Origin of the sequence: Dyella sp. (genome assembly GCF_051962475.1) — a bacterium.
Classification (GTDB): Bacteria; Pseudomonadota; Gammaproteobacteria; order Xanthomonadales; family Rhodanobacteraceae; genus Dyella_A.
Genome location: NZ_JBQCCF010000014.1, coordinates 1 through 24,438 on the forward strand (window position 1 = coordinate 1; position 24,438 = coordinate 24,438).

The window sequence follows — 24,438 nt, forward strand, 5'->3', positions numbered from 1 at the left end:
GGTGGCTGAGTCAATCGTCACCTTCTGTCCCATCGACCAATTCGGATGGCGCAGGGCCTGGTCCAGGGTCGCAGTCCGCATGTCCTCCAACGGCCAAGTGCGGAATGGTCCGCCCGAGGCGGTGAGAATGATACGCCGCACATCCTCGCGGAGGTCTGGCGACGCGGCGAGCCAGTCTTCGTCCCCACACAAGAGCGCGTACCTGGCGACGGCCGCCTCTCGCGCCTCGGGTGTGAATCCGGTTATCGGACGTGGGTGGGCATCCCGCTGATCGTGTTGTTCTGCGCACTGTCGATGTGGCTGATCCCGCACTTCTGGCCGTTCCAGGCGGTGGCGCACTGACATGGTTGCGCCCTCTCCGTGATGGAGAGATCGTTGGGGACGAGTGGCTGGCCGTGGCCGAGAACGACAAGGCGCTTCGATGGCGCCGGCGCAAGCACCCGCCCCCCACCTCGACCCTCGGTCAAGCCGAGGGCACGCGCGTTCCTCGACAGGGAGAGGCGGCGAACGTGCCGCTCACTTTCATTCCCTCGGAGCGCCTGCCAAGTAGGCGAAGGTGCGCGAGGTCCGGACGGCGGTGCTTACCGGCCGTAGCCGGTGAGAGCGAGCTGCAGCAGGATCTTCATTTCCTCGCGCAGCGGCAGGGGCGCCACGATCTCCGCATCCGGGCCGTACTTGAGCACGTCCATCAGCAGCTCGCGCGAGTTGGAATAGGGCACCTGCAGCTCGTAGCGGCCGTCGGGCAGCCACTCGCCCTTCTGCTGCGAGTGCCAGTGCTCGTCGGCCACCCAGCGCGCGGCGTGCGCGGAGAAACGGATCGTCGCCCACGCCTTCGGCGTGCCGGCGAAGATGCCGTAGCTGGAGGAGAGCAGCTCATTGAGGTCGGCCTCGCCCACGTCGGTGGCGGCCGTATCGAGCGCGTGCGGCTCCAGGATGCGATCCACCGCGAAGCTGCGCAGTGCCTCGCGGTCGTGATCCCAGCCGTCCAGATACCAGTTGTCGCGGTAATGCGTGAGGCGCTGCGGCGAAACGGTGCGGCGGCTGTCCGAATTGGTGGTGCGCGCGCGGTAGCGGAAGCGCAGCTGCTTACGCTCGAGCACGGCGCCGGCGGTGATGCGGAACACCTGCTGGTCGAGCTTGCGTTCGCCCCAGGGAATCACCCGGATGCGCTCGATCGGCAACGCCTTGCCGCTGCCCTGGTCGGACAACAGACCCTCGATGCGCGCCTTGAACGGGGCCAGCGCACCGGCCAGCACGCCCGGCCCGCTGCGCCCGATCAGTTCGTTGAGCGCGAGCAGCGCGGCCAGTTCGTCGGAGGTGAGCCACAGCCCGGGCAGTTCGAACCGCTCGCCCTCGCCCAACTCGTAACGGAAGGCGGCCTGCTCGCCACCGCCGCTCTCGATCGGTGCACCCAGTGCGTCGCGCAGAAAAGCCACGTCGCGATACAGCGTGGCGCGCGAGCATTCCAGCTCGTCCATCAGGCGCGGCAGCGGCACCGGATAGTGCGCCGACTTCAGCAGGCGATGCAGGGTGAGGATGCGTTCGTAACGGTCCATGGCATTTCGTCGAGGAAAGTCGTTGTGTAGCATGGGCATGCCCCCGGACGGCCGCAAGAGCGATCTGTCGTCGTCACCTTCCCTGCGTTGCCCGTGGCTCAACTCCATGACAACCCCGATGCAAGCCCCTCCCTCCGCGCCTGAGGCGGGAGTCGAATCCGCCGCTCGCTCGCGCGATCACGCAGCGGACCCCGTCGCCATCGTCCTGCAGGTGCTGGCCGACACCGGCTACGGCGTCTGGGCGCTGCAGGGCATGGCACTGGCGTTCGGCATCTTTCGCGAAGGTCGGGGCGAATCGCTGGTGCCGCTCGCGGTCGGCATGCTGTTCGTGATCGCCGGTCTGGTCGTGGCCAGCGTGCGTGGCTCCAGCGGACCGGCCTGGCACGGCTGGCGCCCCGGCCATCATGCCTGGCCCACCCGTTCGGCGCTGATCGCCCTGGCCAGTTTTCTGCCGATGTTGGCGGTGGCCGGGCTGACGCGCGGCGACAACGACTTCTGGGCTACCCGGCTGGCCGGCGCCACGTTGATGCTGTGCAGCCTCGGTAGCCTGATTCACGGCATGCCGCGCTGGGGCGCGCCGTCGCGGCTGGCCAGTTCCGCCGTGTTGCCGGTGGGACGCGTGATGGCGGCGTTGTATGGCGGCGGATTGTGGCTGTGGCTGTTCGTGGCGGCCGACGGCAGCGTCGTGGTCGGCCCGGCCCAGCCGCAGCATCAGCCGTGGCTGCTGGTGCTGCTGGTAATGGCGTTGCTGCTGGGCCTGATCGAGGGCATGCGCTGGCATGCCCTGCGCCAGAGCGAGTCCGAGTCGGCTCCGCAAAATGGCCGTGTGCTGCCCGCCCGCTTCACCGCGGCACTGCTCGGTTACGCCATTCCCTGCATCGCCCTGCTGCTGGCCGATCGCTGGCAGGCCAGCGGGGCGCTGGCGTTGCTGGCGGCGCTCAGCGCTCTGGTCGGTCGCGCCCTTGAGCAGCAGCTCTATGCCCGCGCGAACCGGGTCGGTGGGGCCGCCTTCGCTTGAGCTGCGGCGTGATTCACAACGCATTCAATGCGAGCCGTTAAGGTAAGCGATTACGTTTGTTTAACGACTGGACCCCGCCCCCCATGAAGAAAACCCCACTCGCCCTCCTCGTTTTTGCCTTGCTCGCAGCGTCCGGCGTGCAGGCCCAAAGCACCCCAAGCGACGACTCCGATGCCGCCAACAACGGTGGCTGGAGCGGTTCGGGTGAATTCGGCTTCGCTTCCGCGCGCGGCAACTCGCGCTCGGAAAACCTCAATGCCAAGCTCGGCCTGAGCCAGGAAAACGAGCTGTGGAAGAACAATTTCTTCCTCAACGGCCTGCGCTCGAAGGGCGAAGTGACCGTCGAGGACGCCGCCGGCAATACCATCAACCGTTTCAGCACCACCGCCAACCGCTACGACGGTGGCGCCTCGGTGGGCTATAAGCTCGACCCGCGTAGTTACATCGTCAGCGCCGTGCGCTACGAGCACGACGATTTCGGCGCCAACCTGTGGCAGGGCACGGTATCGCTCGGCTACGGCTACATCGCGCTGAAGAACCAGCGCACCGAGCTGTCGTTCGAAATCGGTCCCGGTTACAAGCGTTACCGCCCGGCCAACGAGCTGCAGGACGTAGGCGGCGTCACCGTACCGGTGCGCCAGGACACGGTCGGCGAGGGCGTGGCGCGCGGCTTGGTGAACTACAAGTATCGCCTCACCGACAACACCGCCTTTGAGGACACGCTGCTGCTCGAAGCGGGCTCGAAGAACAAGTACTACCAGAACGACGCCGGCCTGTCGGTCAGCATGACCAAGAAGATGGCGCTCAAGCTCGGCTTCCAGGTGCGCTACAACAGCGACACCCAGCCCGGCACGAAGAGCACCGACACGCTCACCACGACCAACCTCGTCTACAACTTCTGAGCCTTCGTTCCAGCGTGGGCTAAAGAAGCAAAAGGCCGGCTGCTCGCGCAGCCGGCCTTTTGCTTGCGCGGATGGCGACGCTCAGTGGCCGCGATCGAGCAGGCTGCGCGCGCCCTGCGCCAGCAGTGCCTCGGCCACCTCGCGCCCGAGTGCCTCGGGGGCATCGGCCGGACCCTGCGCCGCGGCCACGATCAGTCGGCCCGCCGCGGCATCGCCGACCAGGCCGCGCAGGTCCAGTCCATGTTCGGTACGCACGCACCACGCGCCCACCGGCACCGTGCAGCTGCCACCGAGGGCATGGTTCATCGCGCGCTCGGCGGTCACGGTGACGCGGGTGTCGGCATCGTCGAGCGCGCGCAGCAGCTCGAGCACCGCCGGCTGGTCGTCGCGTGCCTCGACCGCGATCGCCGCCTGCCCCGGCGCCGGCAGCCAGTCCGGCGCCACCAGCAGGCTGCGGATGCGCCTGCCCAGGCCCAGCCGTTCCAGCCCGGCGCAGGCCAGCAGGATCGCGTCGTACTCGCCGGCGTCGAGCTTGGCCAGGCGCGTGCCGACGTTACCGCGCAGGTCGAGCAGTTCCAGATCCGGACGCGTGGCGCGCAGCTGGGCCTGACGCCGCAGCGAGGAGGTGCCCACACGCGCGCCTAACGGTAGCGCGGCCAGATCGGCGTAGTGGTTGCTCACGAAGGCGTCGGCGGCGTCGGCGCGCGGCAGAATCGCCGGCAGCACGAAGCCCGCCTCCAGCTCGGCCGGCACGTCCTTGAGCGAATGCACGGCGAGCTCGGCGCGCCCTTCGAGCATCGCCACTTCCAGCTCCTTAAGGAACAGCCCCTTGCCGCCGATCGTCGCCAGCGGGCGATCGAGGATCTCGTCGCCGCGCGTGCTCATCGGCACCAGCTCCACCACCAGACCGGGGTGCGCCGCGCGCAGCAACGCAGCCACGTGCTCGGCCTGCCACAGCGCGAGCGCGCTCTTGCGGGTGGCGATACGCAGGGTGGTCGGGGTCATGCTTCGCTCCGCGGCAGGGGACAACGGCACATTGTCGCGCAGATCGATCGATGCGCTCGACCCTGCGACGTTGCCGCGTCAGCCCATGCGCAGCAGCTTGCGCAACGCGGGCAGATTGCGGCGGCTCACTTCGGGCTGCAGCTCGGTGCCGGCCAGGCGCGCCAGCGTGCGGCCGTCGGCCAGCGTTTTCAGACCCACCAGGCGCGCATGGGGAACCAGGCAATTGCGATGCAATCGCACCAGCTGCTGCGGGTAGGTGTCCTCCAGTTGGCGCAGCGATTCCTCGATCAGCAGCTCGCCCCTGGTGTGCTGCACGGTCACATACTTCTCGTCGGCCAGCAGCGAGATCACCTCGTCCAGCGCGATGCGCACCTGCTCGCCGCGTAGCCGTCCGTGCAGGTAACCGGACGGTTCGCGGGGGAGGGCCTCCAGTCGTCGTGCCGCTCGCTGCAGCGCTTCGCGCAGCCGGTCCAGGCGCACCGGCTTGAGCAGGTAATCGACCGCACCCAGTTCGAACGCCTCGATCGCGTGGTTCTCATAGGCGGTGCAGAACACCACCTGCGGCCGCGCGCGTGCGCCGAGCCGGCGCGCCAGCGCGGTGCCGTCCAGGCCGGGCATGTTGATATCCAGCAGCAGCACGTCCGGCGCCAGTTCGGCGACCGCCGCCAGCGCCGCCTCGCCGTCGCCCACGCTGCCGACCACCTGCACGCCCTCGCACTCGCCCAGCAGGGCGGCCAGGCGCATCCGCGCCAGCGGCTCGTCGTCGGCGATCAGCACGCGCATGGCGCCGCTCCGAAGGGTGTGCAGGCGAGCTCAGCCATGGCGCGCTGTCTCCAGCGGCAAGCGCAAACGGACCACGAAGCGCTCGCCCAGCGGCCCAGCGTCCACCCGCGAGCGGCTGCCATAGCGATACGCCACGCGCTGACGCACGTTGTCCAGGCCCAGCCCGTGACCGCCGGGCGCCGGCTCATCCGGCAGCGGATTGGCGATCTCGATCCACAGCATACCCTGCTCGCGACCGCCGGCCAGCAGGATTTCGCCGCCCTCGCGCCGTGGCTGGATGCCGTGCCGCACCGCGTTCTCCACCAGCGGCTGCAGCAGCAGGCGCGGCAGCGGAAAGTCCGGCGGCAGATCGTGCAGCTCGCGCCGCACGCGCAGCCGGTCGCCGAGGCGCAACTGCTCGATCGCCAGGTAGCGCTCCACCAGGTTGAGCTCCTCGGCGAGCGTGCCGTCGCCACTGCGATGCTCGCCGAGCGCGGCGCGAAACAGTTCGGAGAGATCCTCCACCGTGCGCTCGGCGGCGTCCGGATCGACCCGCACCAGTGCCGCCACGGTGTTCATGCTGTTGAACAGGAAGTGCGGGCGGATGCGCGCCTGCAACGCGGCCACCTGCGCCCGCGCAGCGGCGGCCAGACGCAGCTGCCATTGCGCCAGCACGTAGAAGTAGCGCAGCAGCGCGGCACCGAGCAGGGCGGCGATCAGCGCGTTGTCGCGCACGAACTGGCCGTAGCCGCCGTGGATCAGCGCCATGTGCAGCGTGGTGTCCATCCAGCGGGCCACCGCGCTGGCGACGATCACGATCACCACGATCAGCAGCCACACGCCGGCATAGGGCATCCAGCCGGACAGGTGCTGCAGCCACGGCCGCGCCTTGCACAGGGTGAGCGTCACCAGCACCGCCAGCCATGCCACGAAGGTCATGCCCACGCTGTAGCCGCGCCAGCCAAAGCGGGTATCCGGCGCCAGCCACATCACAGTGACGGTGAGCGCGCCCACGACCAGCAGGGCGAACAGCGCCGGCAGCCGGCAGAAGTCCGGCAGGGGCATGTGCTCGCGAGGTGGACGTGGGGCGGGTCGCATCGGCGCAGTATGCAGCGCCGACGGTCAGCTGCGCAGGCGGGCGCCGAACCAGTCGCGCAGGTTGGCGATTTCCTCGGCGCAGACCGAGTGCGGCATCGGGTAGGTGTGCCAGTCGATCGCATAACCGAGCGCTTCGAGCGCCGCGCGCGAGTCCAGCCCGCGCTGCAGGATCACCACCGGATCCATCGTGCCGTGGCCCCAGAAGATCGGCACGTCGGCATTCGCCGCGCTGCGTTCGGCGGCGAGCGCAGCGCCCAGCGGCAGGTAGGTAGACAGCGCCACGATGCCGGCCAGCTTCTGCGCGTGGCGCAGGCCCGCGGCCAGGGCGATCGCGCCACCCTGCGAGAAGCCGGCCAGCACGATGCGCTCGCTGGGTACGCCGCGCTCGTGCTCGCGCGCGATCAGCGCCTCCACCGCGGCGATCGACGCGCGCATGCCGGCTTCGTCCTGGCGGCTCATCAGGTCGAAGCCGACGATGTCGTACCACGCGCGCATCGGCATGCCGCCGTTCACCGTCACCGGCTGCACCGGCGCATGCGGAAACACGAAGCGCAGCGCTGGCCAGTCGCGCGCCACCAGCTCGGGCACGATCGGCACGAAATCGTTGCCGTCCGCGCCCAGCCCGTGCAGCCAGATCACGCTGTGGCTCGGGTTCGCGCCGGTCTCGCGTTCGACGCAGGGCAGCAGGCTCATGGGGGGGGCTTCCGTGGTGGCGTGGGGCCGCATCGTAACAGCGTGCGACGACACCCCTGACCAACGGCCGGTGTGCGAACCCTTGCATGCTCGCTACGCTTGAAGGATTGCCAACGTGGAGCGACCCATGCATCGAACCGTGCTCGCCGGCCTTGCGGCCCTGCTCGTGCTGCCTGCCTACGCCGCCACGCCGGCACCGTCGGCGCACAAGCGGCTGGACATGGAAACCATCATGGCCAACCCGGACTGGATCGGGCACCCGGTCGAGTCGCCGTACTGGAGCGTGGACGGTCGATCGATCTACTACCAAGTGCAGCGCGACGGCAGCCCGGTGCGCGATCTGTATCGGGTCGATCCCGCCACCGGCAAGAGCGAGAAGCTCGACCCGGCCGCGGTGGCGCAGGCCGACGGCCCGGCCGTGTTCGACCGCCGCCACTCGCACGCGGCTTTCATCCGCCACGGCGACGTGTTCGTGGTGGATCTGGCCAGCGGCCGCCGCCGTCAGGTCACCCGCACGCCGGAGGACGAATCGTCGCCGCAGTTTTCCGCCGACGGGCGTGCGCTGCAGTACCGCCAGGGCAACGACTGGTTCACCTACGACCTCGCTAGCGGCGTCAGCGCCCCGGCCGCCGTGCTGAAGTTCGCCGACGATCCGCAGGTGGAGAAGCCCGACACGCTGCGCGACCACCAGCGCGCGCTGTTCTCCACGCTGCGCCAGCTCAAGGCCGACAAGGAGGCCGAGCGCGCGCAGGAAAAGGCGCTGCAGGCGGCCGATCCCGGTCGCGCACCCGAGCCGTTCTGGCTGGGCGACAAGGTCACCACAGTGGACACCGAGCTCTCGCCGGACGGCCGCTGGATGCTGCTGGTGACCGTGCCCAAAGACGCCGCCAAGGGCGAGGCGCCGAAGGTGATCCACTACGTCACCGACTCGGGCTACACCGAGGCCAAGGACGCGCGCAGCTACGTCGGCCGCAAGGATCCGACGCCGCAGTCGCTGCTGCTGCTGGATCTGTCCACCCACACCAGCTACGCGCTCGACACCGCGGCGCTCCCCGGCATCAAGGACGACCCGCTGAAAGCCTTGCGCAGCAAGGCCATCGCCGCGCGCGAAAAGGCCGGTGACGAAGACGGCGCCAAGGCGCTGGCCGCGCCCGACGTGCGCCCGGTGCACATCATTTCCACCGATGACGACGGCTCCGGCGGCGGCATCGTGTGGAGCGACGACGGCTCCCAGCTCGCCATCCAGCTGCGCGCGATCGACAACAAGGACCGCTGGATCGCCAGCGTCGATTTCACCCACCACGCGCTGGTGAACCAGCAGCGCTTGCACGACGACGCCTGGATCAACTGGAACTTCAACGATTTCGGCTGGCTGAAGGACAACCGCACGCTGTGGTACCTGAGCGAGCAGACCGGCTACTCGCAGCTCTACACCAAGCCGCTGGACGGCAAGGCGAAGCCGCTCACTTCGGGCCAGTTCGAGCTCAGCCATCCGCAGTTGAGCGCGGACGGCCGCTGGTTCTACCTGCGCTCCAACCGCGTGGCGCCGTACAGCTACGACGTTTACCGCGTGCCGGCGGCGGGCGGCGAACTGAACCGGATCACCCAGTACCAGGGCATGGACGAGTTCGCGCTGTCGCCGGACGGCCAGCAGCTCGCCGTGCTGCACTCATCGCCCTACGTGTTCAGCCAGCTTGCGGTGCAGAGCGCCGCCGGCGGCACGCCGCGCGAGCTGACCGACACCATGAAGCCGGCCTACATGGCGCACGACTGGATCGCGCCAAAGATCGTCCAGGTGCCCTCCTCGCACGGCGCCGGGGTGATCTATGCCAAGTACTACGGTCCGGCCAACGAGACCGACGCGCTAGCCTCGCGCCCGGCGGTGATCTTCGTGCACGGCGCCGGCTACACCCAGGACGTGACGCTGGGCTCCACCTACTACTTCCGCGAGCAGATGTTTCACAACCGGCTCGTGCAGAAAGGCTACGTGGTGCTGGATATGGACTACCGCGCCTCGGAGGGTTACGGCCGCGCCTGGCGCACCGCGATCTACCAACACATGGGCCACCCGGAGCTGGAGGACATCCTCGACGGTAAGGCCTGGCTGGTGAAGCAGCACGGCGTCGATCCGAAGCGCGTGGGCATCTACGGCGGAAGCTACGGCGGTTTCATGACCGAGATGGCGCTGCTGCGCGCGCCGGGCGAGTTCGCCGCGGGTGCGGCGCTGCGCCCGCCGTCGGACTGGGTCACCTACAACCACGAGTACACCTCGAACATCCTCAACGATCCGCAGCTCGATCCGGAGGCGTACAAGACCAGTTCGCCGATCGAGTACGCGGCGAACCTCGCCGACCCGCTGCTGATCCAGCACGGCCTGATCGATGACAACGTGATGACCGCCGATTCGATCCGCCTTTACCAGCGCCTGATCGAGTTGCACAAGAAGAACTTCTGGATCTCGCTCTACCCGCTGGAGCGCCACGGCTTCGTGCACCCGGACTCGTGGTACGACGAGTACCGCCGCATCGACGAGCTGTTCGACACCTACGTGAAGGGTCGCGCGGCGACGCCCTGAGCGCCCACGCGGCCGGCCATGGACGGCCTCAGCCGCGCAGCGAGTGGAACAGCATGTAGATCGCCACCACGATGATCACGCCGGCGAAGATCGCGTTGAGTGCGCCGCGGGTCTTGGCGAGCTTCTTCGCGCCGTGTGCGCCGAGCCAGCCGCCGGCCACGCCGCCGCCGATGAAGGCGGCGGCCACCGGCCAGTCGATCAGGCCGGAGACCGCGTAGTTGGTGGCGGCGGTGAGGCCGAACGCGCCTACCGCGAACAGCGAGGTGCCGATGGCGTGGATGATCTCCATGCCGCTGGCCAGCATCAGCCCCGGCACGATCAGGAAGCCGCCGCCGATGCCGAAGAAGCCCGACAGCGCGCCGGCACCCAGGCCCACGCCAGCCAGGCGCGGGTTGGCGTGCGGCAGCGGGTAGCGGTCCGGTCCGCCGCCGCGGCGACCGCGCAGCATCAGCAGCGCCACCACGATCATCAGGATCGCGAACAGCACCAGCAGCCGCTGGCCGTTCACCGCCTTGCCGATGGTCGAGCCGATGAAGGCGCCGACCACGCCGGTGGCCGCGAAGATGAAAGCGGCCTTCCAGCGCACGTGGCCGGCGCGCGCGTGCGGAATCAGGTTGGCGAACGCGTTGAGCGATACCGCCAGCGCGCTGGTGCCGATCGCCAGGTGCGGATCGTGCACACCCACCACGTAGAGCAGCAGCGGCACGGCGAGGATCGAGCCGCCGCCACCGATCAGCGCCAGCGAGAAGCCGACGGCCGAGCCGCAGGCGATCGCCAGCAGGGCCTGCATGAAATCGAGATGGAGCATGAAGGATGGCCTTGGGTCAGAGCGGGCAGAACTGGTCGAACAGCGTCTGCATCAGCGCCTGCACGCGGGCATCGCTGATGCGGTAGTAGATCGACTGCGCCTCGCGCCGGCCGCTCACCACGCCGTCGCGCCGCAGCAGCGAGAGGTGCTGGGAGACCACGCTCTGCGCCAGCCCCAGCGCCTGCGCCAGCTCGCCCACCGAGCGCTCGCCCGGGATCAGCTGGCACAGCAGCATCAGCCGGTTGCGGCTGGCCATGGCCTTGAGCGTGGCGATCGCCTCGTCGGCGTACGCCTGCATGCGCTCCATCGGCAGCTCGGCGTCGGGCGTCGGCGCCAGCTCCGCTGCGGCCTTGCCGGGCGCCATCACGAACGCCCCGCCTGCCGCGCCTGCTCCAGCCGTGGGCGCAGGGCGTCGAGGTCGTAGCCGGCTTGGGCGGCGGTATGCACGACCTCGGCCACCGACCGTGAGCGCACGGCATCCAGCGCCCACAGCGTGGTGGATCGCGTGCCGGTGCGGCAGAACGCCAGGACCGGCGCCGGCAGCTCGGCCAGCGCCTTGCCGAAGGCGGCCACCTGGGCGTCCTGCAGCTGGCCGGAGATCACCGGGATATCGCGATAGACCAGGCCCGCGCGCGCGGCGGCGGCTTCCAGCACGGCACTGGCCGGCTGATCGTCGGCTTCGCCGTCGGGACGGTTGTTGATCACGCTGCGAAAGCCCTGCGCGGCGAGCGCGGCCAGGTCGCCCTCGCTGATCTGCGGGGCGACACTGAGCGTATCGGTGAGGCGTTTGATGGGCATGGTCATTCCCTCGGGGGAGCGGAGGCAGGGCAGGTTTTCAGAGCGCGTCGAGCGGGATCTTCAGGTAGCTCACGCCGTTGTCGTCCGGCGGCGGCTTGTGGCCGGCGCGCATGTTGATCTGCACCGAGGGCAGGATCAGCTTGGGCATCGCCAGCGTGGCGTCGCGCGCGTTGCGCATCTGCACGAACGCCGCTTCATCGACGCCGTCACGCACGTGCAGGTTGCCGTGCTTCTCGGCGGCCACGGTGGTCTCGTAGGCGTAGTCGTCGCGTCCCGGCGCCTTGTAGTCGTGGCACAGGAAGATGCGCGTGGATTCCGGCAGCGCGTAGATCTTCTGGATCGAGCGGTACAGCGTGGCCGCGTCGCCGCCAGGAAAGTCGCAGCGCGCGGTGCCGTAGTCGGGCATGAACAGCGTGTCGCCGACGAATGCCGCGTCGCCGATCACGTGGGTCATGCACGCCGGCGTGTGGCCGGGCGTGTGGATCGCCACCGCGTCGATGTTGCCTACGCGGTACTGCTCGCCGTCGGCGAACAGGTGATCGAACTGACTGCCGTCGCGGGCGAACTCGGTGCCAGCGTTGAACAGCTTGCCGAAGGTGCTCTGCACGGTGCGGATGTGCTCGCCGATGCCCAGCTTGCCGCCCAGCTGCTGCTGGATGTAGGGCGCGGCGGAGAGGTGGTCGGCGTGCACGTGGGTGTCGATCACCCAGTCCACGTCGAGGCCGTGCTCGCGCACCCAGGCGACGATGGCGTCGGCCGAATCGCGGCGGGTGCGGCCGGAGGCGGCGTCGTAGTCGAGCACGCTGTCGATCACCGCGGCGCGCTTGGTCGCCGGGTCGCTGACCACGTAGCTGAAGGTGTTGCTCGGTTCATCGAAGAACGCTTTCACGTCGGGACGTTGCATGGTCATCTCCTGTCGCGTGGGGAGGGCGCGCTTACGCGCGCGCCGCAGGAATCTTCGCCGCCAGCCACCAGCCGGCGACCATCGTTGCCACGAGCACCAGCAGCGACGGTGCACCGCCGCCGAGCGAGGCCAGCGCCGGGCCCGGGCAGTAGCCGGCAATGCCCCAGCCGATGCCGAACAGCGCCGAGCCGCCGATCAGCCGCGCGTCGAATCGCCGGGCGGCGGGCAACTGGAAGTCCGATTCGAACAGCGGCTGGTCGCGGCGGAACACCAGCCGGTAGCCGATCGCGGTGGTCAGCACGGCGCCGCCCATCACGAACACCAGGCGCGGATCCCAGGTGCCAAATAGGTCGAGGAAGCCCAGCACCACGGCCGGCTGGGTCATCCCGCCCAGGCTCAGGCCGAGGCCGAACACGAGGCCGGCAATCAGTGCGATGGTGATTTTCATGATCAGGCGTTCCCGAGCAGATGGCGCATGACGAATACCGTGGCGATACCGAAGGTCATGAACACGCCGGTAGCCAGCAGGGAGCGGGGCGACAGACGGGCGATGCCGCACACGCCGTGGCCGCTGGTGCAGCCGCTGCCCAGGCGCGTACCCACGCCCACCAGCAAGCCGGCCAGCGCCATCAGCGGCAGCCCGACCTGCGGCGCGCCGATGCCGCGGTCTTGGCCGAGTACGCCCAGCAGCAGCGGCCCGGCGACCAGGCCGGCGATGAAGGCGACCCGCCAGCCGCGGTCGCCGCGATCACCGATGAACACGCCGCTGGCGATGCCGCTGATGCCGGTGATCCGGCCCAGGCTGCCCATCAGCAGCACGGCGGCGGTGCCGATCAGGGTGCCGCCGAGGAGAGAAGAAAGGTACGGGTGCATCGTCTTTATTTTTAATATTCGAAGATACGAATATATAGGCGGCAGAAGGCCCGTGCAAGCAACGGCCCGCCGCCTCCCGCTTCCGGACAGCCGGCATTTAGCCAACGGCCACCGGGAGCGATCGCCCCCGGTACACGTGCCTCGTTTCGCCGCTGCAAGGCGGCGTGGCGACCGATCGCGTCAGCCGCCGGGGGGCACGGTTCCGGTCGATGCCGGCGCGCACCCCCAAACGGTCGAGCACGGAGGAGTCAGCGCGGGCCGAAGATTGCCTTCAGCCGGGCGTCCGGCAGCAAGCCGTCGGCGATGCGGATGGCGCCACCGGCGTCGCGGTACACCGTGGCGGGCGTGCCCTGCACCCCAAGCTTGTCCATCAGTGCGCCGTTGGCCACCAGTGCCGCCTCGGTCGCGGGTGCGAGCGTCTTGGCCGGCGCCACCGTGCTGTGGCCGAAGCTCTGCTCATGCTTCTGCAGGGCGGCCAGCGGGTCGGCGGCGTCGAGGATCGCCGCGGCCCGGTACGGGCTTTGCGGCGCGATCACCGCCACCAGAATGTGCCGCACCTGCACGTCGCCATCGGCCAGCAGCGGCTGGGTGGCGGCCCACAGCTTGTGGCAGTACGGGCACTCGGTGTCGGTGAACACGTAGACGATGCGTTTGGGGTGGGCGGCGCCTTCGGCGATGTAGCGCGTCTTGCCGAGCGCGGTCCAGGTGGTCTCATCCAGCACCGGCGCGGCGGCGCCTTCCAGAGCGTCGCTGGTGAGGTCGTTGCCGGCGCGGTCGTAGAGTGAGCCGATCACCGTGTGCTCGCCATCCGGCAGCAGGTACACCGGCAATGCGCGGCCGCGGTATTCGCCGACGAAGCCGCGATAGCCCTTCGGCGCCGGCAGCGGCCCCTTGATGGTGATGCCCTTGGTGGCCAGCGCCTGCACCGGCGCAGGCAAGGTCGGGTTCTCGCTGGCGCTGCTGCAGCCGGCCATCGCCAGGGATGCTAGTAGGACAAGCCATCGTTTCACGGGTGTGCTCCAGAGTCGTCGGATGGGGTGGCGGGCGTGGCGCGCCGCAGCGATTCGGCCAGCGTGGCCGCGGACAGTTCGCCCAGGTGGGTATCGCGCAGTTGACCGCGCGCATCCATGAACAAGGTGGTGGGATAGCCGCGCACGTTGTAGTGCGCGACCAGCGCGCCGCCGGTGTCCAGCAGCACATGGCGGGGCGCCTGCAACCCCTGCGAGGAAAAGAATCGCCGCACCGCATCGGCTGTCTCGCCGGCATCGACGAATACGAACCGCACGCCCGGCAGGCGGCGCTGTGCTTCGATCAGCATCGGCAGTTCACGCCGGCACGGGCCGCACCAGGTGGCCCACACGTTGATCACCAGCGGTTGCCCGGCCAGCGTATCGATCGCCACGTCGCGTCCGTCCAGGTCCGTCAGCGCTATCGCCGGCAACAGCTGCTGCGTGGCGCGCTCCAACCGCCACGCGGTCAGGCTCACCAAGCCCCAGGTGAGGCAGCCGGCCGCGACGGCAAGCAGCAGGGGGCGACGCTTCGCCGGCGCGCGCCAGGCCACCACGCCCGCGCCGCCGAGCACCGTCAGCAGGCCGGCCCAGGCGACGAATCCGCCCGGGCGCGGGTCGATCAGGTTGGCCGGCTCGCGCGCATAGTCCGGCCACCAGGCGACGCCATGCGCCAGTCGCGCCGCGACCACGCCGGCGCCGAGCAGCCACCACAGGGTGCCCTCCACGCGCCCGGCGCCCTGCCGGTGCAGGTGCGCCTCCACGGCCAGCGCCACGATGGCGCCCAGCAGCAGGGCCAGCGGGCCGGTGGCCAGCGCCCACGGGCCGAGGTTCATGCCGGGTCGCTCATGCGTGCGCGACCGCCGGGCTCAAAAGCCAATCTGTGCGTAGACGCCCAGCTCGTTGCTGGAGCTGAGCGCGAGGTGTTCGTGCGAGATGCGCTCGCGCTTGTACACCGCCGCCAGCTGCACCTGCCGGGACACGCGGTAGGCCACGCCGAGGTTGGCGTAGTGGTCGCGCCTCGAGGGATCGAGCGATGCACTGGTGTCGGCGCGGTCGTAGCGGGCGAAGACGGCCCAGCGCGGGTCCAGCACCACGCTGGCCCAGGCCGACCAGCCGCTGGCGCGGTCGCCCCGCGGACTGCGCACCTGGTTCCAGTCCATCGCACGGAAATACTGCGCACCCAGGCGCACATACTGGGTGGCGTAGGCCGCCATGGCGTCCCAGCGGCGGGCGGTATGGTAGGTGGGCAGGTTGCCGCCACCCAGCGCGCGCTCGCCGTCGTAGCCGCCGACAGCCAGCACGCTGTGCGCGCTCGGCTGCCACGCCACGCGCGCTTCCACATCGGGCCGGTCGCCGGTGCGCGGGTGCTTGAAGCTGGAGCCGGAGATCACCGAGGTGGCGTACTGTAGCCGGCCGCCGTCACCGAGCGCGCCCAGCGCGTGCACGCCCCAGTCGGCCGACGCGCCGAACGTCAACCGCGTCACCAGCTCCTTGTCCACGTAGCGATAGCCCGACCATTGGTTCACGAAGCCCGCCCACGGCAACGGCGCCGAGCCGAAGCGCAGCACCAGCGCCTTGCTGAAGGCGCCCTGCAGGTAGGCGTGCTTCAGCCACAGGTCGGTGGGCGAGCTGTCGCGCGCCCAGTTGATGTCGGTGGTGAGGTGCGCCGACCACACGTCGCTGAAGCGGTGGTCCAGATCCAGGTAGAAGCGCTTGAGGTCGGCGCCGTTGCGGCTCGTCGCGGTGCGCTGGCCGTTGCGGTACGCGTTGAGGTGGCTGACGTCGAGAAACAGCTTGCCGCCGAGCGTGGTCGCGCCCACCGGGGTGTCGGCAGCATGTGCGCCGCCGGCCAGCCCCAGTGCGAGAAAGGCGGCGCCCGTCCCCGCCGCGGCGCGACGGAGCAGGAAGGAAACAGTCATGGCGGGTCCTAGCGTTTGGCCGGCTGGGAGCCCAGCAGGTGGCCGTTGACGGTGGTGCCGTAGAGCGACATCGGGGTGTCGTGGAAATCCTTGCGAGTCTGCGCAAGGTCGCCCTTGAAGCGCGGGTCCTGCGGGCGCTCATGAGCGTCCATGTACATCGCCACGTCCCAAGCGTCCTGATCGCTCAAGGTGTTGCCGCGGCTCAGCGGCATGTTCGCCTTGATGAAGGCGGCGGCATTGTCGAGCTGATGCATGCCGGCGCCCCAGTTGAACGAATCGGGTCCCCACAGCGGCGGGAACACGTAGCGCCCGGCCACCTTCTGACCCTGGCCGTCGCTGCCGTGGCACAGCGCGCAGTCGCGCTGGAACACCGTCTCGCCGCGCGCGTAGTCAGGCGGCTGCGACGGCTTGAAGCCCTGCTTCGGATAGCCGGCGCCGTCCAGCTTCACGCCGATCGGCGCGCCGCTGGCCATCCAGTAGGCGTAGGTTTCCAGCGCCAGCATCTCGTGGCTGTCCAGCGGCGGCGCCTTGCCGTTCATGCTGTACTTGAAGCAGCCCTGCAGCCGCTCGCCAAAGCTGTTCACGTGCTTGTTCTTGCTGCGGTAGGCCGGATACATGCCGTAGGCGCCCCACAGCGGCGCCGAGTTCGGCTGGCGGCCCGCATCGAGGTGGCAGTTGGCGCAGGTCAGGCCGTTGCCGACATACGCCGGCGCCTTCTCGGCGGTATGCACGAACAGCTCGCGGCCCTCGCGCACCATGTCGCCGAACGGACCCTTGGGGATCGCCGACTCCGGCGGTGGCGTGAAGGCGGTGGCAGGCGTCGGCGCGGTCGACTTGGCTACCGATGCGGGGCTTGCCGGCGCGGCCGGCGTGGAGGCCGGTTTGGCCGGCCCGGTGTCGCTGGCGGGGGACGAGGGCTGGCAGGCGGCCAGCAGCACCGCCGCCATCGCCGGAAGCAGGAGTCGATGGCGTGTCATGGCGTAGTCTCCGCGTGATTCAGCGGCTGCGCGGCGAACCATCCCGCCACCGCCTTGATGTCTTCTTCGTCCAGCGCCTTGCTGATGTGCTGCATCAGCGCCAGCGGGTCGTTGTGCCGACTGCCCTGCTGCCAGGCCTTGAGCTGCGCGGCGATGTACGCCGCGGACTGCCCGGCCAGCGGCGGGAAAGCCGTGCCCACGCCCACCCCGCCCGGTCCATGGCATTGCTCGCAGGCCGGCACCTGCTGGCTCCAGCGCCCGCGCGTGGCGAGCAGCGCGCCGCGGCTGTCCGGCACCGGTGCCGGTGCGGTGGGATGCGCCAGCGTCGGCGGCAGAGGCAGGTGGCTGTAGTAGCCGGCCAGCGCCAGGCGTTCCTCGCTGGAGAGCGCGGTGGCGATCGGCTTCATCACCGGGTTCTCGCGGCTGCCGTCGGCGAAGCTGTCCAGCTGGCGACGCAGATACGTGGCGTCCAGCGCGGCCAACCGCGGAAACCCGGCGGCCGCCTGGCCGGCTCCATCGACGCCGTGGCAGCCCAGGCACGGGGGCGCGCCTTTGCCGTTGCCCTGGGTGGCGATCTGCGCCGCGTCCTGCGCGTGTGCCGTGCCGGTGCCGGCCAGGCTGGCGACAGCCGCCAGCAGCGAGGCGGCGATGACGTCCCATCGACGATTCATCGTGTCATCCCGTGTCGTGATCGGTTGCAGGGGGTTCAAAGCGGCATCAGGGCATAGCCCTGCTGCTGCAATTCGGTGATCGTGGTCAACGCTGACAGGGCCAGCGTGACGCGGTGGTCGACCGCCTCGTACGGGTAGTCGTGCTCGGCCACGGCCTGGCCGCAGACCGCCACGTCGACACCGGCCTCGCGCAGGCGGGCGATCACCGGCAGGTTGGGGTTGGGCTGGCCGAACGCGGCCTGGTAATGCGCGTCGTCCAGCGCCAGTGGCGTGGCCGCGCCGGAAGCCACCGCCACGAAGTGCAGGTGGCTCAGCGGCACGCCCGCGTGCGTGTACAGGTTCACCGTGCGGGCGACGCGCTGCAGCCCCGGATTGACCTGATCGGGCTGGCCCGCCCCGGTGAGGCTGAACACCACCTTGTAGGACGCACGCGCGTCGGGTTGGTAGTGCGCCTGCGGCAGCGGATGGATCCTGCCGGCGCCCTCGATGGTGGGGGTGATCCAGAACCCGTCTGCGGCGATCGCGCCGGCATGGGTGAGGGCCAGGCCGAGCACGGCGGCCAGAGCGGAAGCTTTCATCGGGTCGTCTCCTGACGGTTGGGCGGGCTCCGGGGGCAGCGCGCACAGGCTGGTGAGCAGCGCGGGCACGTGGGCCGAGGCCTCGTTGCCCAGCCGGTAGAACAGTTGCTGGGCCTGGCGTCGCTGCTCCAGCAGTCCCTCTTCGCGCATGCGTGCCAGGTGCTGCGACAGGGCCGAGGGCGCGATCCCCAACTGGGTCGACAGTTCGCCCGCACTGGCCTCGCCCTGGCGGAACAGGCGGCATAGCACCAACAGGCGCGTGGGATGGGCCAACGCCTGCAGCAGGCGGGCGGTGTCCTGCGCGCGCCGGTGCAGGAGCGCGGTGGGGAGGGGATCGTTATTCATATTTCATTGAAATAAGTATTTCAGAAGTCTGCCTGGCTCCGCGGCGTTTGTCACGCCAGCGGCCGCGCCCCGCGGCAGGCGGGTCGGGCGCCGCGGGAGTTTTGCCGCTGCAAAGGCTGTTGCCGAGATATTTGCCTTGACAAATAAACTTGCGGCAATAGAATGCGCGGCTATGAACACCGCCAACCCCACCGCTCCCATCCTCAAGGGTCCCGCCGAGAGCCTCGGCGTGCTGCTCGGCCTGGTTCGCTCCGAGATCGTCCGCGCGATGGAAGCCGAGCTGGCCGCGCAGGAGATCGACCTGCGTTTCACCCAGTTCCTGATCCTCAAGCGGCTGGCCCGGCTCGGCCCGATGAGCGCCAGCGAGCTGGCGCGCTCGGTGGAGCTGGACGGCGGCGCCATGACCCGCCAGCTCGACCAGCTCGAGGCCAAGGGCTTTCTGCGCCGCACGCCGCACGAGCAGGATCGCCGCGCGCTGCGCATCGAGCTGACCGAGGTCGGCGATGGGCTGTGGCAGCGGCTCACCGACTGCAACGACCGCGTGCTGGAAGCGGCCCAGCGCTCGCTCAGCCTCACCGAGCGCGAGCAACTGCACGACTACCTGGAGCGCGTGCTGCACGCGCTGCGCGACAAGTCCTGATTCCCCGACCCGACTCCCCTTTCCCCAGAGATCATGACCATGCGTCTGCACTCCTTCGCCGCGGGCATCGGGCTCGCCCTTGCCCTGGCCGGTTGCGCCAGCAGCGGCGGCCTGCATCCCCGCGGCACGCCGACCGATCCGTCCACGCTGGCCACCGCGCAAAGCCTGGCGCGCCTGCATGCCGCCGAAGCCACCTGGCCGAGTGAGGACTGGTGGGCCGCGCTGGGCGATCCCCAGCTCGGCGCGCTGATCGCCGAGGCGCTGCGCGACAACCCCAGCCTCGCCGTCGCCGACGCCCGCGCGCGTGCCGCGCAGGCCGAGGTGGGCAGCGCCAACGCCGCGCGCGGCCCCAGCGTGAACGCCGGCGCCGCCGTCTCCGGCGCGCGCTTGCCGACCACGGCGGTGCCGCCGGACGTAGGTGGCGGCCATTTCGTTACCGCCAAGTACGCCTACGCCAGCTTCAACTGGGGGCTGGACCTGTGGGGCGGCAAGAAGGCCGCCTGGCAGGCGGCCGTGGGCGCCGCCAAGGCCGCCGACATCGAGACGCGCGCGGCGCGCATCCAGCTGTCCGCCAACGTGGCACGCGCCTATGCGCAGCTCGGTTATGCGTTCGCCCAGAAGGACGTCGCCGACGCCGAGTTCCAGCGCGCCAGCGAGGCGCGCAAGCTGACCCGCCAGCGCGTCGACGCCGGTGTGGACAGCACGCTGCAGCTCAAGCAAGGCGACGCCGAGGTGGCGCTGGCGCAGCGCGCCCAGGCCGTGGCCGACCGCGCGGTGGATGCCGCCCGCTCGGCGCTGTCGATGCTGCTCGGCAAGGGCCCGGACCGCGGCCTGGCGATCGGTCGTCCGGCGGTGCTGCAACCGACCGCGGTGGCGGTGCCGGCGAACCTGTCGGGCGACCTCATCGGCCACCGCCCGGATCTCGTTGCGGCGCGCTGGCGCGTTGAGGCGGCGCAAAAGGACATCGCCGCGGCCAAGACCGAATTCCTGCCCAACCTCAGCATCGGCGCCCTGGCCGGCGTGCTCGCCACCGGCGGCACCAACCTGTTCCAGCTGCCGGCGCGGTTCTACCAGCTCGGCCCCACGCTGAGCCTGCCGATCTACGACGGTGGCCGCCTGCGCGCCAACCTCGATCGCAAGGACGCCGCCTACGACCTGGCCGTGGCGCAGTACAACCAGACCCTGGTGGGTGCGGTGAACGAGGTCGCAGACGATCTTTCCGGGCTCGACTCGCTCGCCACCCAGGTCGAGGCCCAGCAGCGTGCCCTGGATGCCGCCAGCCAGGCGTGGGAGCTGGCCAGCCAGCGCTATCACGCCGGCGTGGGCAGTTATCTCGAAGCGCTCTCCGTGCGCCAGCAGCTGCTGCAGGCCGAACAGGGCCTGGCCGCGCTGAAGGCGCAGCAGGTCGATCTGTCCGTGCAGCTGCTGGCCGCGCTCGGTGGCGGTTACCAGCCGCGCAACGCCGACGCGGTGCCGCCGGCCGCGCCGCCGGCCGATGCCCCCTCCTCCTCCCCTTCCGATCATTCCTGAGGCCTGACCCATGTCCAGCCAACCTTCCACTCCGGCCGACACCCAGGCCGGCGCGCCGGCCAAGCCGGCGAACAACCGCCGCGGTTTCTTCCTGCGCCTGCTCGGCGTGCTGGTGGTGCTCGCTGCCATCGCCTGGACCGCGTGGTACTTCCTCGATGGCCGCTGGTACGAAAGCACCGACGACGCCTACGTCAATGGCAACGTGGTGCAGATCACCCCGCAGCTGCCTGGTACCGTGGTGAGCATCGGCGCCGATGACGGCGACCTCGTGCATGCGGGCGACGTGCTGGTGCGCCTGGATAAGAGCAACGCCGACGTGGCGCTGGCCGAAGCCAAGGCCAATCTGGCCAACACCGTGCGCAAGGTGCGCGGCCTGTACAACTCCGTCACCGGCGCACAGGCCGACGTGGCGGCCCGCCAGGTTGCCGTGGACAAGGCCCGTGCCGACTACGAGCGCCGCAAGAACCTGGCCAAGAGCGGCGCCATCTCCGCCGAGGAGCTGGCGCACGCTCGCGACGCGCTGGCCGATGCCGAGAGTGGGCTGACCAACGCGCAGCAGCAGTACAACACCTCCAAGGTGCTGGTCGACGATACCGTGGTCGCCTCGCATCCGGACGTCCAGATGGCCGCCGCGAAGCTGCGCGCCGCCTACCTCGACGACCTGCGCACCACCATCGTGGCGCCGGTGGACGGCTACGTCGCCAAGCGCTCGGTGCAGCTGGGCCAGCGTGTGGCGCCGGGCATGGCGATGATGGCGGTGGTGCCGCTGCACCAGGTGTGGATCGACGCCAACTTCAAGGAAACCCAGCTCACCCACATGCGCATCGGCCAGCCGGTGGACGTGGACGTGGACGTGTACGGCGGCGACGTCACCTTCAAGGGCAAGGTGCAGAGCCTGGGCGTGGGCACCGGCAGCGCGTTCTCGCTGTTGCCGGCGCAGAACGCCACCGGCAACTGGATCAAGATCGTGCAGCGCGTGCCGGTGCGCATCGTGTTCACCGAGCCCAAGCAGCTCGACGCGCATCCGCTGCGCCTGGGCCTGTCCAGCAATGTGGAAGTGAGCCTGCACAACCAGAACGGTCCGATGCTGGCGCAGCAGCCGCCGACCGCGCCGCTGCTCAACACCGACGTCTACGACAAGCAGCTGGCCCAGGCCGACGGCGTCATCGCGCAGATCATCCACGCCAACATGGCTGGCGGTAAGGGCAAGTAAGGCCAACCGCCGCGCCGGTGTCGCCGTCCCCGCGGCGGCACCGGCCCACCCCCCGCCCCCAATCGAGTCGTCATGAGCACAGCCTTCCGCCCACCCAATCTGGCGCTGACCACGGTCGGCCTGTCGCTGGCCACCTTCATGCAGGTGCTGGACACGACGATCGCCAACGTGTCGCTGCCGACCATCGCCGGCAACCTCGGCGTGAGCTCGAACCAGAGCACCTGGGTGATCACCTCGTTCGCGGTGAGCATGGCCATCGCGCTGCCGCTGACCGGCTTCCTCACCCGCCGCTTCGGCGAGGTAAAGCTGTTCATCTGGTCGACGCTGCTGTTTGCGCTGACCTCGTTCCTGTGCGGCATCTCGCAGAGCATGGGCATGCTGATCCTGTTCCGCGCGATCCAGGGCGCGGTGGCCGGTCCGATGTACCCGATCACGCAGAGCCTGCTGATCTCGATCTATCCACCGGCCAAGCGCGGCATGGCGCTGGCGTTGCTGGCGATGGTCACCGTGGTGGCGCCGATCGCCGGCCCGATCCTGGGCGGCCTGATCACCGACAACTATTCGTGGCCGTGGATCTTCTTCATCAACGTGCCGATCGGCATCTTCGCTTCGATGGTGGTGGGCGCGCAGATGAAGGGGCGCGAGGAAAAGACCGAGCGGCCGAAGATCGACTACGTCGGCCTGGTGACCCTGATCATCGGCGTGGGCGCGCTGCAGGTGGTGCTGGACAAGGGCAACGACGAGGACTGGTTCAATTCCAGCTTCATCGTCATCACCAGCATCATCTCGGCGGTGGCATTGGCGGTGTTCCTGATCTGGGAGCTCACCGAAAAGGATCCGATCGTCAACCTGCGGCTGTTCCGTCACCGCAACTTCAGCGCCGGCACGCTGGCGCTGGTGCTCGCGTACGCGGCGTTCTTCTCGATCGGCCTGATGGTGCCGCTGTGGCTGCAGCGCAACCTGGGCTACACCTCCACCTGGGCCGGCTACGCCACCGCGCCGCTGGGCATCATTCCGGTGCTGCTGACCTTCATCGTGGGCAAGTACGCCAGCCGCATCGACCTGCGCTGGCTGGCCAGTGCGGCGTTCCTGGTGATGGGTGTGACCTGCTTCATGCGCTCGGACTTCTACCTGCAGATCGACTTCTACCACGTGGCGATGGTGCAGCTGCTGCAGGGCCTGGGCGTGGCGCTGTTCTTCATGCCGGTGCTGTCGATCCTGCTGTCGGACCTGCAGCAGAACGAGATTGCCGCCGGCTCCGGCCTGGCCACCTTCCTGCGTACGCTGGGCGGCAGCTTCGCCGCTTCGCTCACCACCTTCATGTGGGAGCGCCGGGCGGTGACCCACCATGCGCAGCTGGCCGAGCAGATCACGCCGTACAACCCCACCGCGCAGGCGGCGATGCAGCAGGTCGGCCACGGCGACACCACTGCCGCGGCGGCGACGATCAACCAGATGATCACCCAGCAGGGTTACCAGATCTCCTTCAACGAGGTGTTCCACGTGCTGGGTTGGATCTTCCTGGGCCTGATCCTGGTGATCTGGCTGGCCAAGCCGCCGTTCGGGGCGAAGCCGGGGCCGGCGGCCGGCGGTCACTGAGGCCCCTCGCACACGCCGTTTTCAGGTGGACTGAACGCGGCGTGCGCTAGCTTCAGGCGGCTGTTCCGAGCCCATCGCTTCCGGAGAACGCCGATGATCCGCCACCGTACGCTTACCGCTGCTCTGCTGACGCTGTCCCTCGCCGCCGGCAGCGCCCTCGCCCAGGACTCCATGCCGCCTGCTGCCGCCAGCGCGGGCGGCTCGATGCAGTCGATGCGCATGCATCGCATGGCCGGCATGAACGTCAAGGGCATGCACCGCATGCCGGCCACGGTCACCGCGGCCGACCCGGCTACCGGCATCGTCGATGTGACCGCCGGCGGCATGGCGCTCAAGGTGCACTTCCCGCCTGCGGCGATGAAGGACCTCAAGGCCGGCGACAAGATCACCCTGCACTTGGGCTTCAGCCAGCCGTAGATCGCATGGAGCCTGCTCCAGCGTTGAGCGCCCGATCGGCAGCGCCTAAGCTGTGCCGATGATCCTCTCGCCACGCCGCCTGTCGCTTGCGCCCCGCCGCTGGGCGATGAGTCTGCTCGCCTGGCTGATGCTGGTGCTCAACACGGCCCACGCCTTGCCGATGGTCGGCATGGGCGCCGTGGCGACGGCGCCCGCGGCGATGACGGAAGCCGCCATGATGACGAGCCATCCGGCGGCAGCCGCCCATGCGGCGTCGCCGGTATCGCCCCACTGCGACGGCGGTGCGGGCATGGCCGACGGCGGTTGCCACTGCCCCACGATGTGCGCGCCCGCGCTGCTGCCGGTGCCGGCGCTGACGGTGGCGCTCCAGTTGTCGCCTGTGGCGCTCGCGCCGCGTCCGGTCGACACCGCGCCGCGGCGGCCCGCGTCGCCGCCGTTGCGACCGCCGCAAAACTGACTTTCCACCCGTACGCTCATCGCCCGTCGTGTACGCCCCGGCGGGTGCGTGATGTCGCGTCGCGACACGCCGCTCGCGCTACGCCTGTTG

Annotated in this window: 26 protein-coding genes and 1 pseudogene; 9 read left to right on the forward strand and 18 right to left on the reverse strand. The window is 69.6% G+C overall.

From position 1 onward, the window contains the following. Both ACTHJF_RS02105 and ACTHJF_RS02110 read right to left on the reverse strand, forming a co-directional pair. Positions 1 to 345, reverse strand: a pseudogene (locus ACTHJF_RS02105) (hypothetical protein); the annotation flags it as partial. A 236-nt stretch (positions 346 to 581) separates the two neighbouring features. Next, positions 582 to 1,556: a helix-turn-helix transcriptional regulator gene (locus tag ACTHJF_RS02110; RefSeq protein WP_431635004.1), complete on the reverse strand. Its 975-nt coding sequence runs from the start codon at positions 1,554 to 1,556 to the stop codon at positions 582 to 584. 118 nt (positions 1,557 to 1,674) lie between these two features. Between ACTHJF_RS02110 and ACTHJF_RS02115 the strand changes: the two genes are divergently transcribed. After that, positions 1,675 to 2,574, forward strand: coding sequence for a hypothetical protein (locus ACTHJF_RS02115; RefSeq protein ID WP_440265616.1), 900 nt, complete (start codon positions 1,675 to 1,677; stop codon positions 2,572 to 2,574). A gap of 83 nt (positions 2,575 to 2,657) precedes the next feature. Then, positions 2,658 to 3,476 (forward strand): DUF481 domain-containing protein, encoded by an 819-nt coding sequence (locus tag ACTHJF_RS02120; RefSeq protein ID WP_440265617.1) that lies wholly within the window; start codon positions 2,658 to 2,660, stop codon positions 3,474 to 3,476. A gap of 81 nt (positions 3,477 to 3,557) precedes the next feature. On the opposite strand, the gene hemC is transcribed toward ACTHJF_RS02120, so the two are convergent. The 4 genes from hemC to ACTHJF_RS02140 all read right to left on the reverse strand — a co-directional run bounded on the left by hemC (position 3,558) and on the right by ACTHJF_RS02140 (position 7,034). Further along, the gene (gene hemC / locus ACTHJF_RS02125; RefSeq protein WP_440265618.1) at positions 3,558 to 4,481 is read right to left on the reverse strand and encodes a hydroxymethylbilane synthase; all 924 of its coding nucleotides are present in this window, start codon (positions 4,479 to 4,481) and stop codon (positions 3,558 to 3,560) included. Positions 4,482 to 4,559: 78 nt separating this feature from the next. Continuing rightward, positions 4,560 to 5,264, reverse strand: a complete 705-nt coding sequence (locus ACTHJF_RS02130; RefSeq protein WP_440265619.1) for a LytR/AlgR family response regulator transcription factor — start codon at positions 5,262 to 5,264, stop codon at positions 4,560 to 4,562. A 30-nt stretch (positions 5,265 to 5,294) separates the two neighbouring features. Continuing rightward, on the reverse strand, positions 5,295 to 6,308 hold the full coding sequence (locus tag ACTHJF_RS02135; protein WP_440265620.1) for a sensor histidine kinase: 1,014 nt from the start codon (positions 6,306 to 6,308) through the stop codon (positions 5,295 to 5,297). 57 nt (positions 6,309 to 6,365) lie between these two features. Continuing rightward, positions 6,366 to 7,034 carry an alpha/beta hydrolase gene (locus ACTHJF_RS02140; RefSeq protein ID WP_440265621.1) on the reverse strand — a complete coding sequence of 223 codons (669 nt, stop codon included), beginning with the start codon at positions 7,032 to 7,034 and terminating at the stop codon, positions 6,366 to 6,368. Positions 7,035 to 7,161: 127 nt separating this feature from the next. On the opposite strand from ACTHJF_RS02140, the gene ACTHJF_RS02145 reads away from it, so the two are divergent. Then, positions 7,162 to 9,609 (forward strand): S9 family peptidase, encoded by a 2,448-nt coding sequence (locus ACTHJF_RS02145; protein WP_440265622.1) that lies wholly within the window; start codon positions 7,162 to 7,164, stop codon positions 9,607 to 9,609. A gap of 28 nt (positions 9,610 to 9,637) precedes the next feature. On the opposite strand, the gene ACTHJF_RS02150 is transcribed toward ACTHJF_RS02145, so the two are convergent. The 12 genes from ACTHJF_RS02150 to ACTHJF_RS02205 form a co-directional block, all read right to left on the reverse strand. Continuing rightward, positions 9,638 to 10,417: a sulfite exporter TauE/SafE family protein gene (locus ACTHJF_RS02150; protein WP_440265623.1), complete on the reverse strand. Its 780-nt coding sequence runs from the start codon at positions 10,415 to 10,417 to the stop codon at positions 9,638 to 9,640. A gap of 16 nt (positions 10,418 to 10,433) precedes the next feature. Then, a complete protein-coding gene (locus ACTHJF_RS02155) occupies positions 10,434 to 10,781 on the reverse strand; it encodes an ArsR/SmtB family transcription factor (RefSeq protein WP_440265624.1) in 348 nt (115 codons plus the stop codon). Beyond that, positions 10,781 to 11,215: a TIGR01244 family sulfur transferase gene (locus ACTHJF_RS02160; RefSeq protein ID WP_440265625.1), complete on the reverse strand. Its 435-nt coding sequence runs from the start codon at positions 11,213 to 11,215 to the stop codon at positions 10,781 to 10,783. Before ACTHJF_RS02160 ends, ACTHJF_RS02155 begins: the two co-directional genes overlap by 1 nt. Before the next feature lie 37 nt (positions 11,216 to 11,252). Continuing rightward, positions 11,253 to 12,119, reverse strand: a complete 867-nt coding sequence (locus ACTHJF_RS02165) for an MBL fold metallo-hydrolase (RefSeq protein ID WP_440265626.1) — start codon at positions 12,117 to 12,119, stop codon at positions 11,253 to 11,255. A 31-nt stretch (positions 12,120 to 12,150) separates the two neighbouring features. Further along, positions 12,151 to 12,567, reverse strand: a complete 417-nt coding sequence (locus ACTHJF_RS02170; protein ID WP_440265627.1) for a DUF6691 family protein — start codon at positions 12,565 to 12,567, stop codon at positions 12,151 to 12,153. A 2-nt stretch (positions 12,568 to 12,569) separates the two neighbouring features. After that, positions 12,570 to 13,010 (reverse strand): YeeE/YedE family protein, encoded by a 441-nt coding sequence (locus ACTHJF_RS02175; RefSeq protein ID WP_440265672.1) that lies wholly within the window; start codon positions 13,008 to 13,010, stop codon positions 12,570 to 12,572. Positions 13,011 to 13,240: 230 nt separating this feature from the next. Next, positions 13,241 to 14,002: a thiol:disulfide interchange protein DsbG gene (dsbG, locus tag ACTHJF_RS02180; protein WP_440265628.1), complete on the reverse strand. Its 762-nt coding sequence runs from the start codon at positions 14,000 to 14,002 to the stop codon at positions 13,241 to 13,243. Continuing rightward, positions 13,999 to 14,835: a redoxin family protein gene (locus ACTHJF_RS02185; RefSeq protein WP_440265629.1), complete on the reverse strand. Its 837-nt coding sequence runs from the start codon at positions 14,833 to 14,835 to the stop codon at positions 13,999 to 14,001. The genes dsbG and ACTHJF_RS02185 overlap by 4 nt, the downstream gene beginning before the upstream one ends. A gap of 33 nt (positions 14,836 to 14,868) precedes the next feature. Further along, positions 14,869 to 15,921, reverse strand: coding sequence for a porin (locus tag ACTHJF_RS02190; RefSeq protein ID WP_440265630.1), 1,053 nt, complete (start codon positions 15,919 to 15,921; stop codon positions 14,869 to 14,871). Between the two features lie 8 nt (positions 15,922 to 15,929). Beyond that, positions 15,930 to 16,898, reverse strand: a complete 969-nt coding sequence (locus ACTHJF_RS02195; protein WP_440265631.1) for a c-type cytochrome — start codon at positions 16,896 to 16,898, stop codon at positions 15,930 to 15,932. After that, positions 16,895 to 17,569, reverse strand: a complete 675-nt coding sequence (locus ACTHJF_RS02200) for a c-type cytochrome (RefSeq protein ID WP_440265632.1) — start codon at positions 17,567 to 17,569, stop codon at positions 16,895 to 16,897. Before ACTHJF_RS02200 ends, ACTHJF_RS02195 begins: the two co-directional genes overlap by 4 nt. A 35-nt stretch (positions 17,570 to 17,604) precedes the next feature. Then, a complete protein-coding gene (locus ACTHJF_RS02205; protein WP_440265633.1) occupies positions 17,605 to 18,492 on the reverse strand; it encodes a metalloregulator ArsR/SmtB family transcription factor in 888 nt (295 codons plus the stop codon). A 268-nt stretch (positions 18,493 to 18,760) separates the two neighbouring features. On the opposite strand from ACTHJF_RS02205, the gene ACTHJF_RS02210 reads away from it, so the two are divergent. The 6 genes from ACTHJF_RS02210 to ACTHJF_RS02235 all read left to right on the forward strand — a co-directional run bounded on the left by ACTHJF_RS02210 (position 18,761) and on the right by ACTHJF_RS02235 (position 24,348). After that, the gene (locus ACTHJF_RS02210) at positions 18,761 to 19,132 is read left to right on the forward strand and encodes a MarR family winged helix-turn-helix transcriptional regulator (protein WP_440265673.1); all 372 of its coding nucleotides are present in this window, start codon (positions 18,761 to 18,763) and stop codon (positions 19,130 to 19,132) included. 39 nt (positions 19,133 to 19,171) lie between these two features. Then, complete coding sequence (locus tag ACTHJF_RS02215) at positions 19,172 to 20,662, forward strand: efflux transporter outer membrane subunit (protein WP_440265634.1); 1,491 nt, start codon at positions 19,172 to 19,174, stop codon at positions 20,660 to 20,662. Positions 20,663 to 20,672: 10 nt separating this feature from the next. Beyond that, positions 20,673 to 21,875, forward strand: a complete 1,203-nt coding sequence (locus ACTHJF_RS02220; RefSeq protein ID WP_440265635.1) for an efflux RND transporter periplasmic adaptor subunit — start codon at positions 20,673 to 20,675, stop codon at positions 21,873 to 21,875. 72 nt (positions 21,876 to 21,947) lie between these two features. After that, complete coding sequence (locus ACTHJF_RS02225; RefSeq protein WP_440265636.1) at positions 21,948 to 23,474, forward strand: DHA2 family efflux MFS transporter permease subunit; 1,527 nt, start codon at positions 21,948 to 21,950, stop codon at positions 23,472 to 23,474. Between the two features lie 93 nt (positions 23,475 to 23,567). Further along, on the forward strand, positions 23,568 to 23,891 hold the full coding sequence (locus ACTHJF_RS02230) for a hypothetical protein (RefSeq protein ID WP_440265637.1): 324 nt from the start codon (positions 23,568 to 23,570) through the stop codon (positions 23,889 to 23,891). A 58-nt stretch (positions 23,892 to 23,949) separates the two neighbouring features. Beyond that, positions 23,950 to 24,348, forward strand: a complete 399-nt coding sequence (locus tag ACTHJF_RS02235) for a hypothetical protein (RefSeq protein WP_440265638.1) — start codon at positions 23,950 to 23,952, stop codon at positions 24,346 to 24,348. The last annotated feature ends 90 nt before the right edge of the window (positions 24,349 to 24,438 follow it).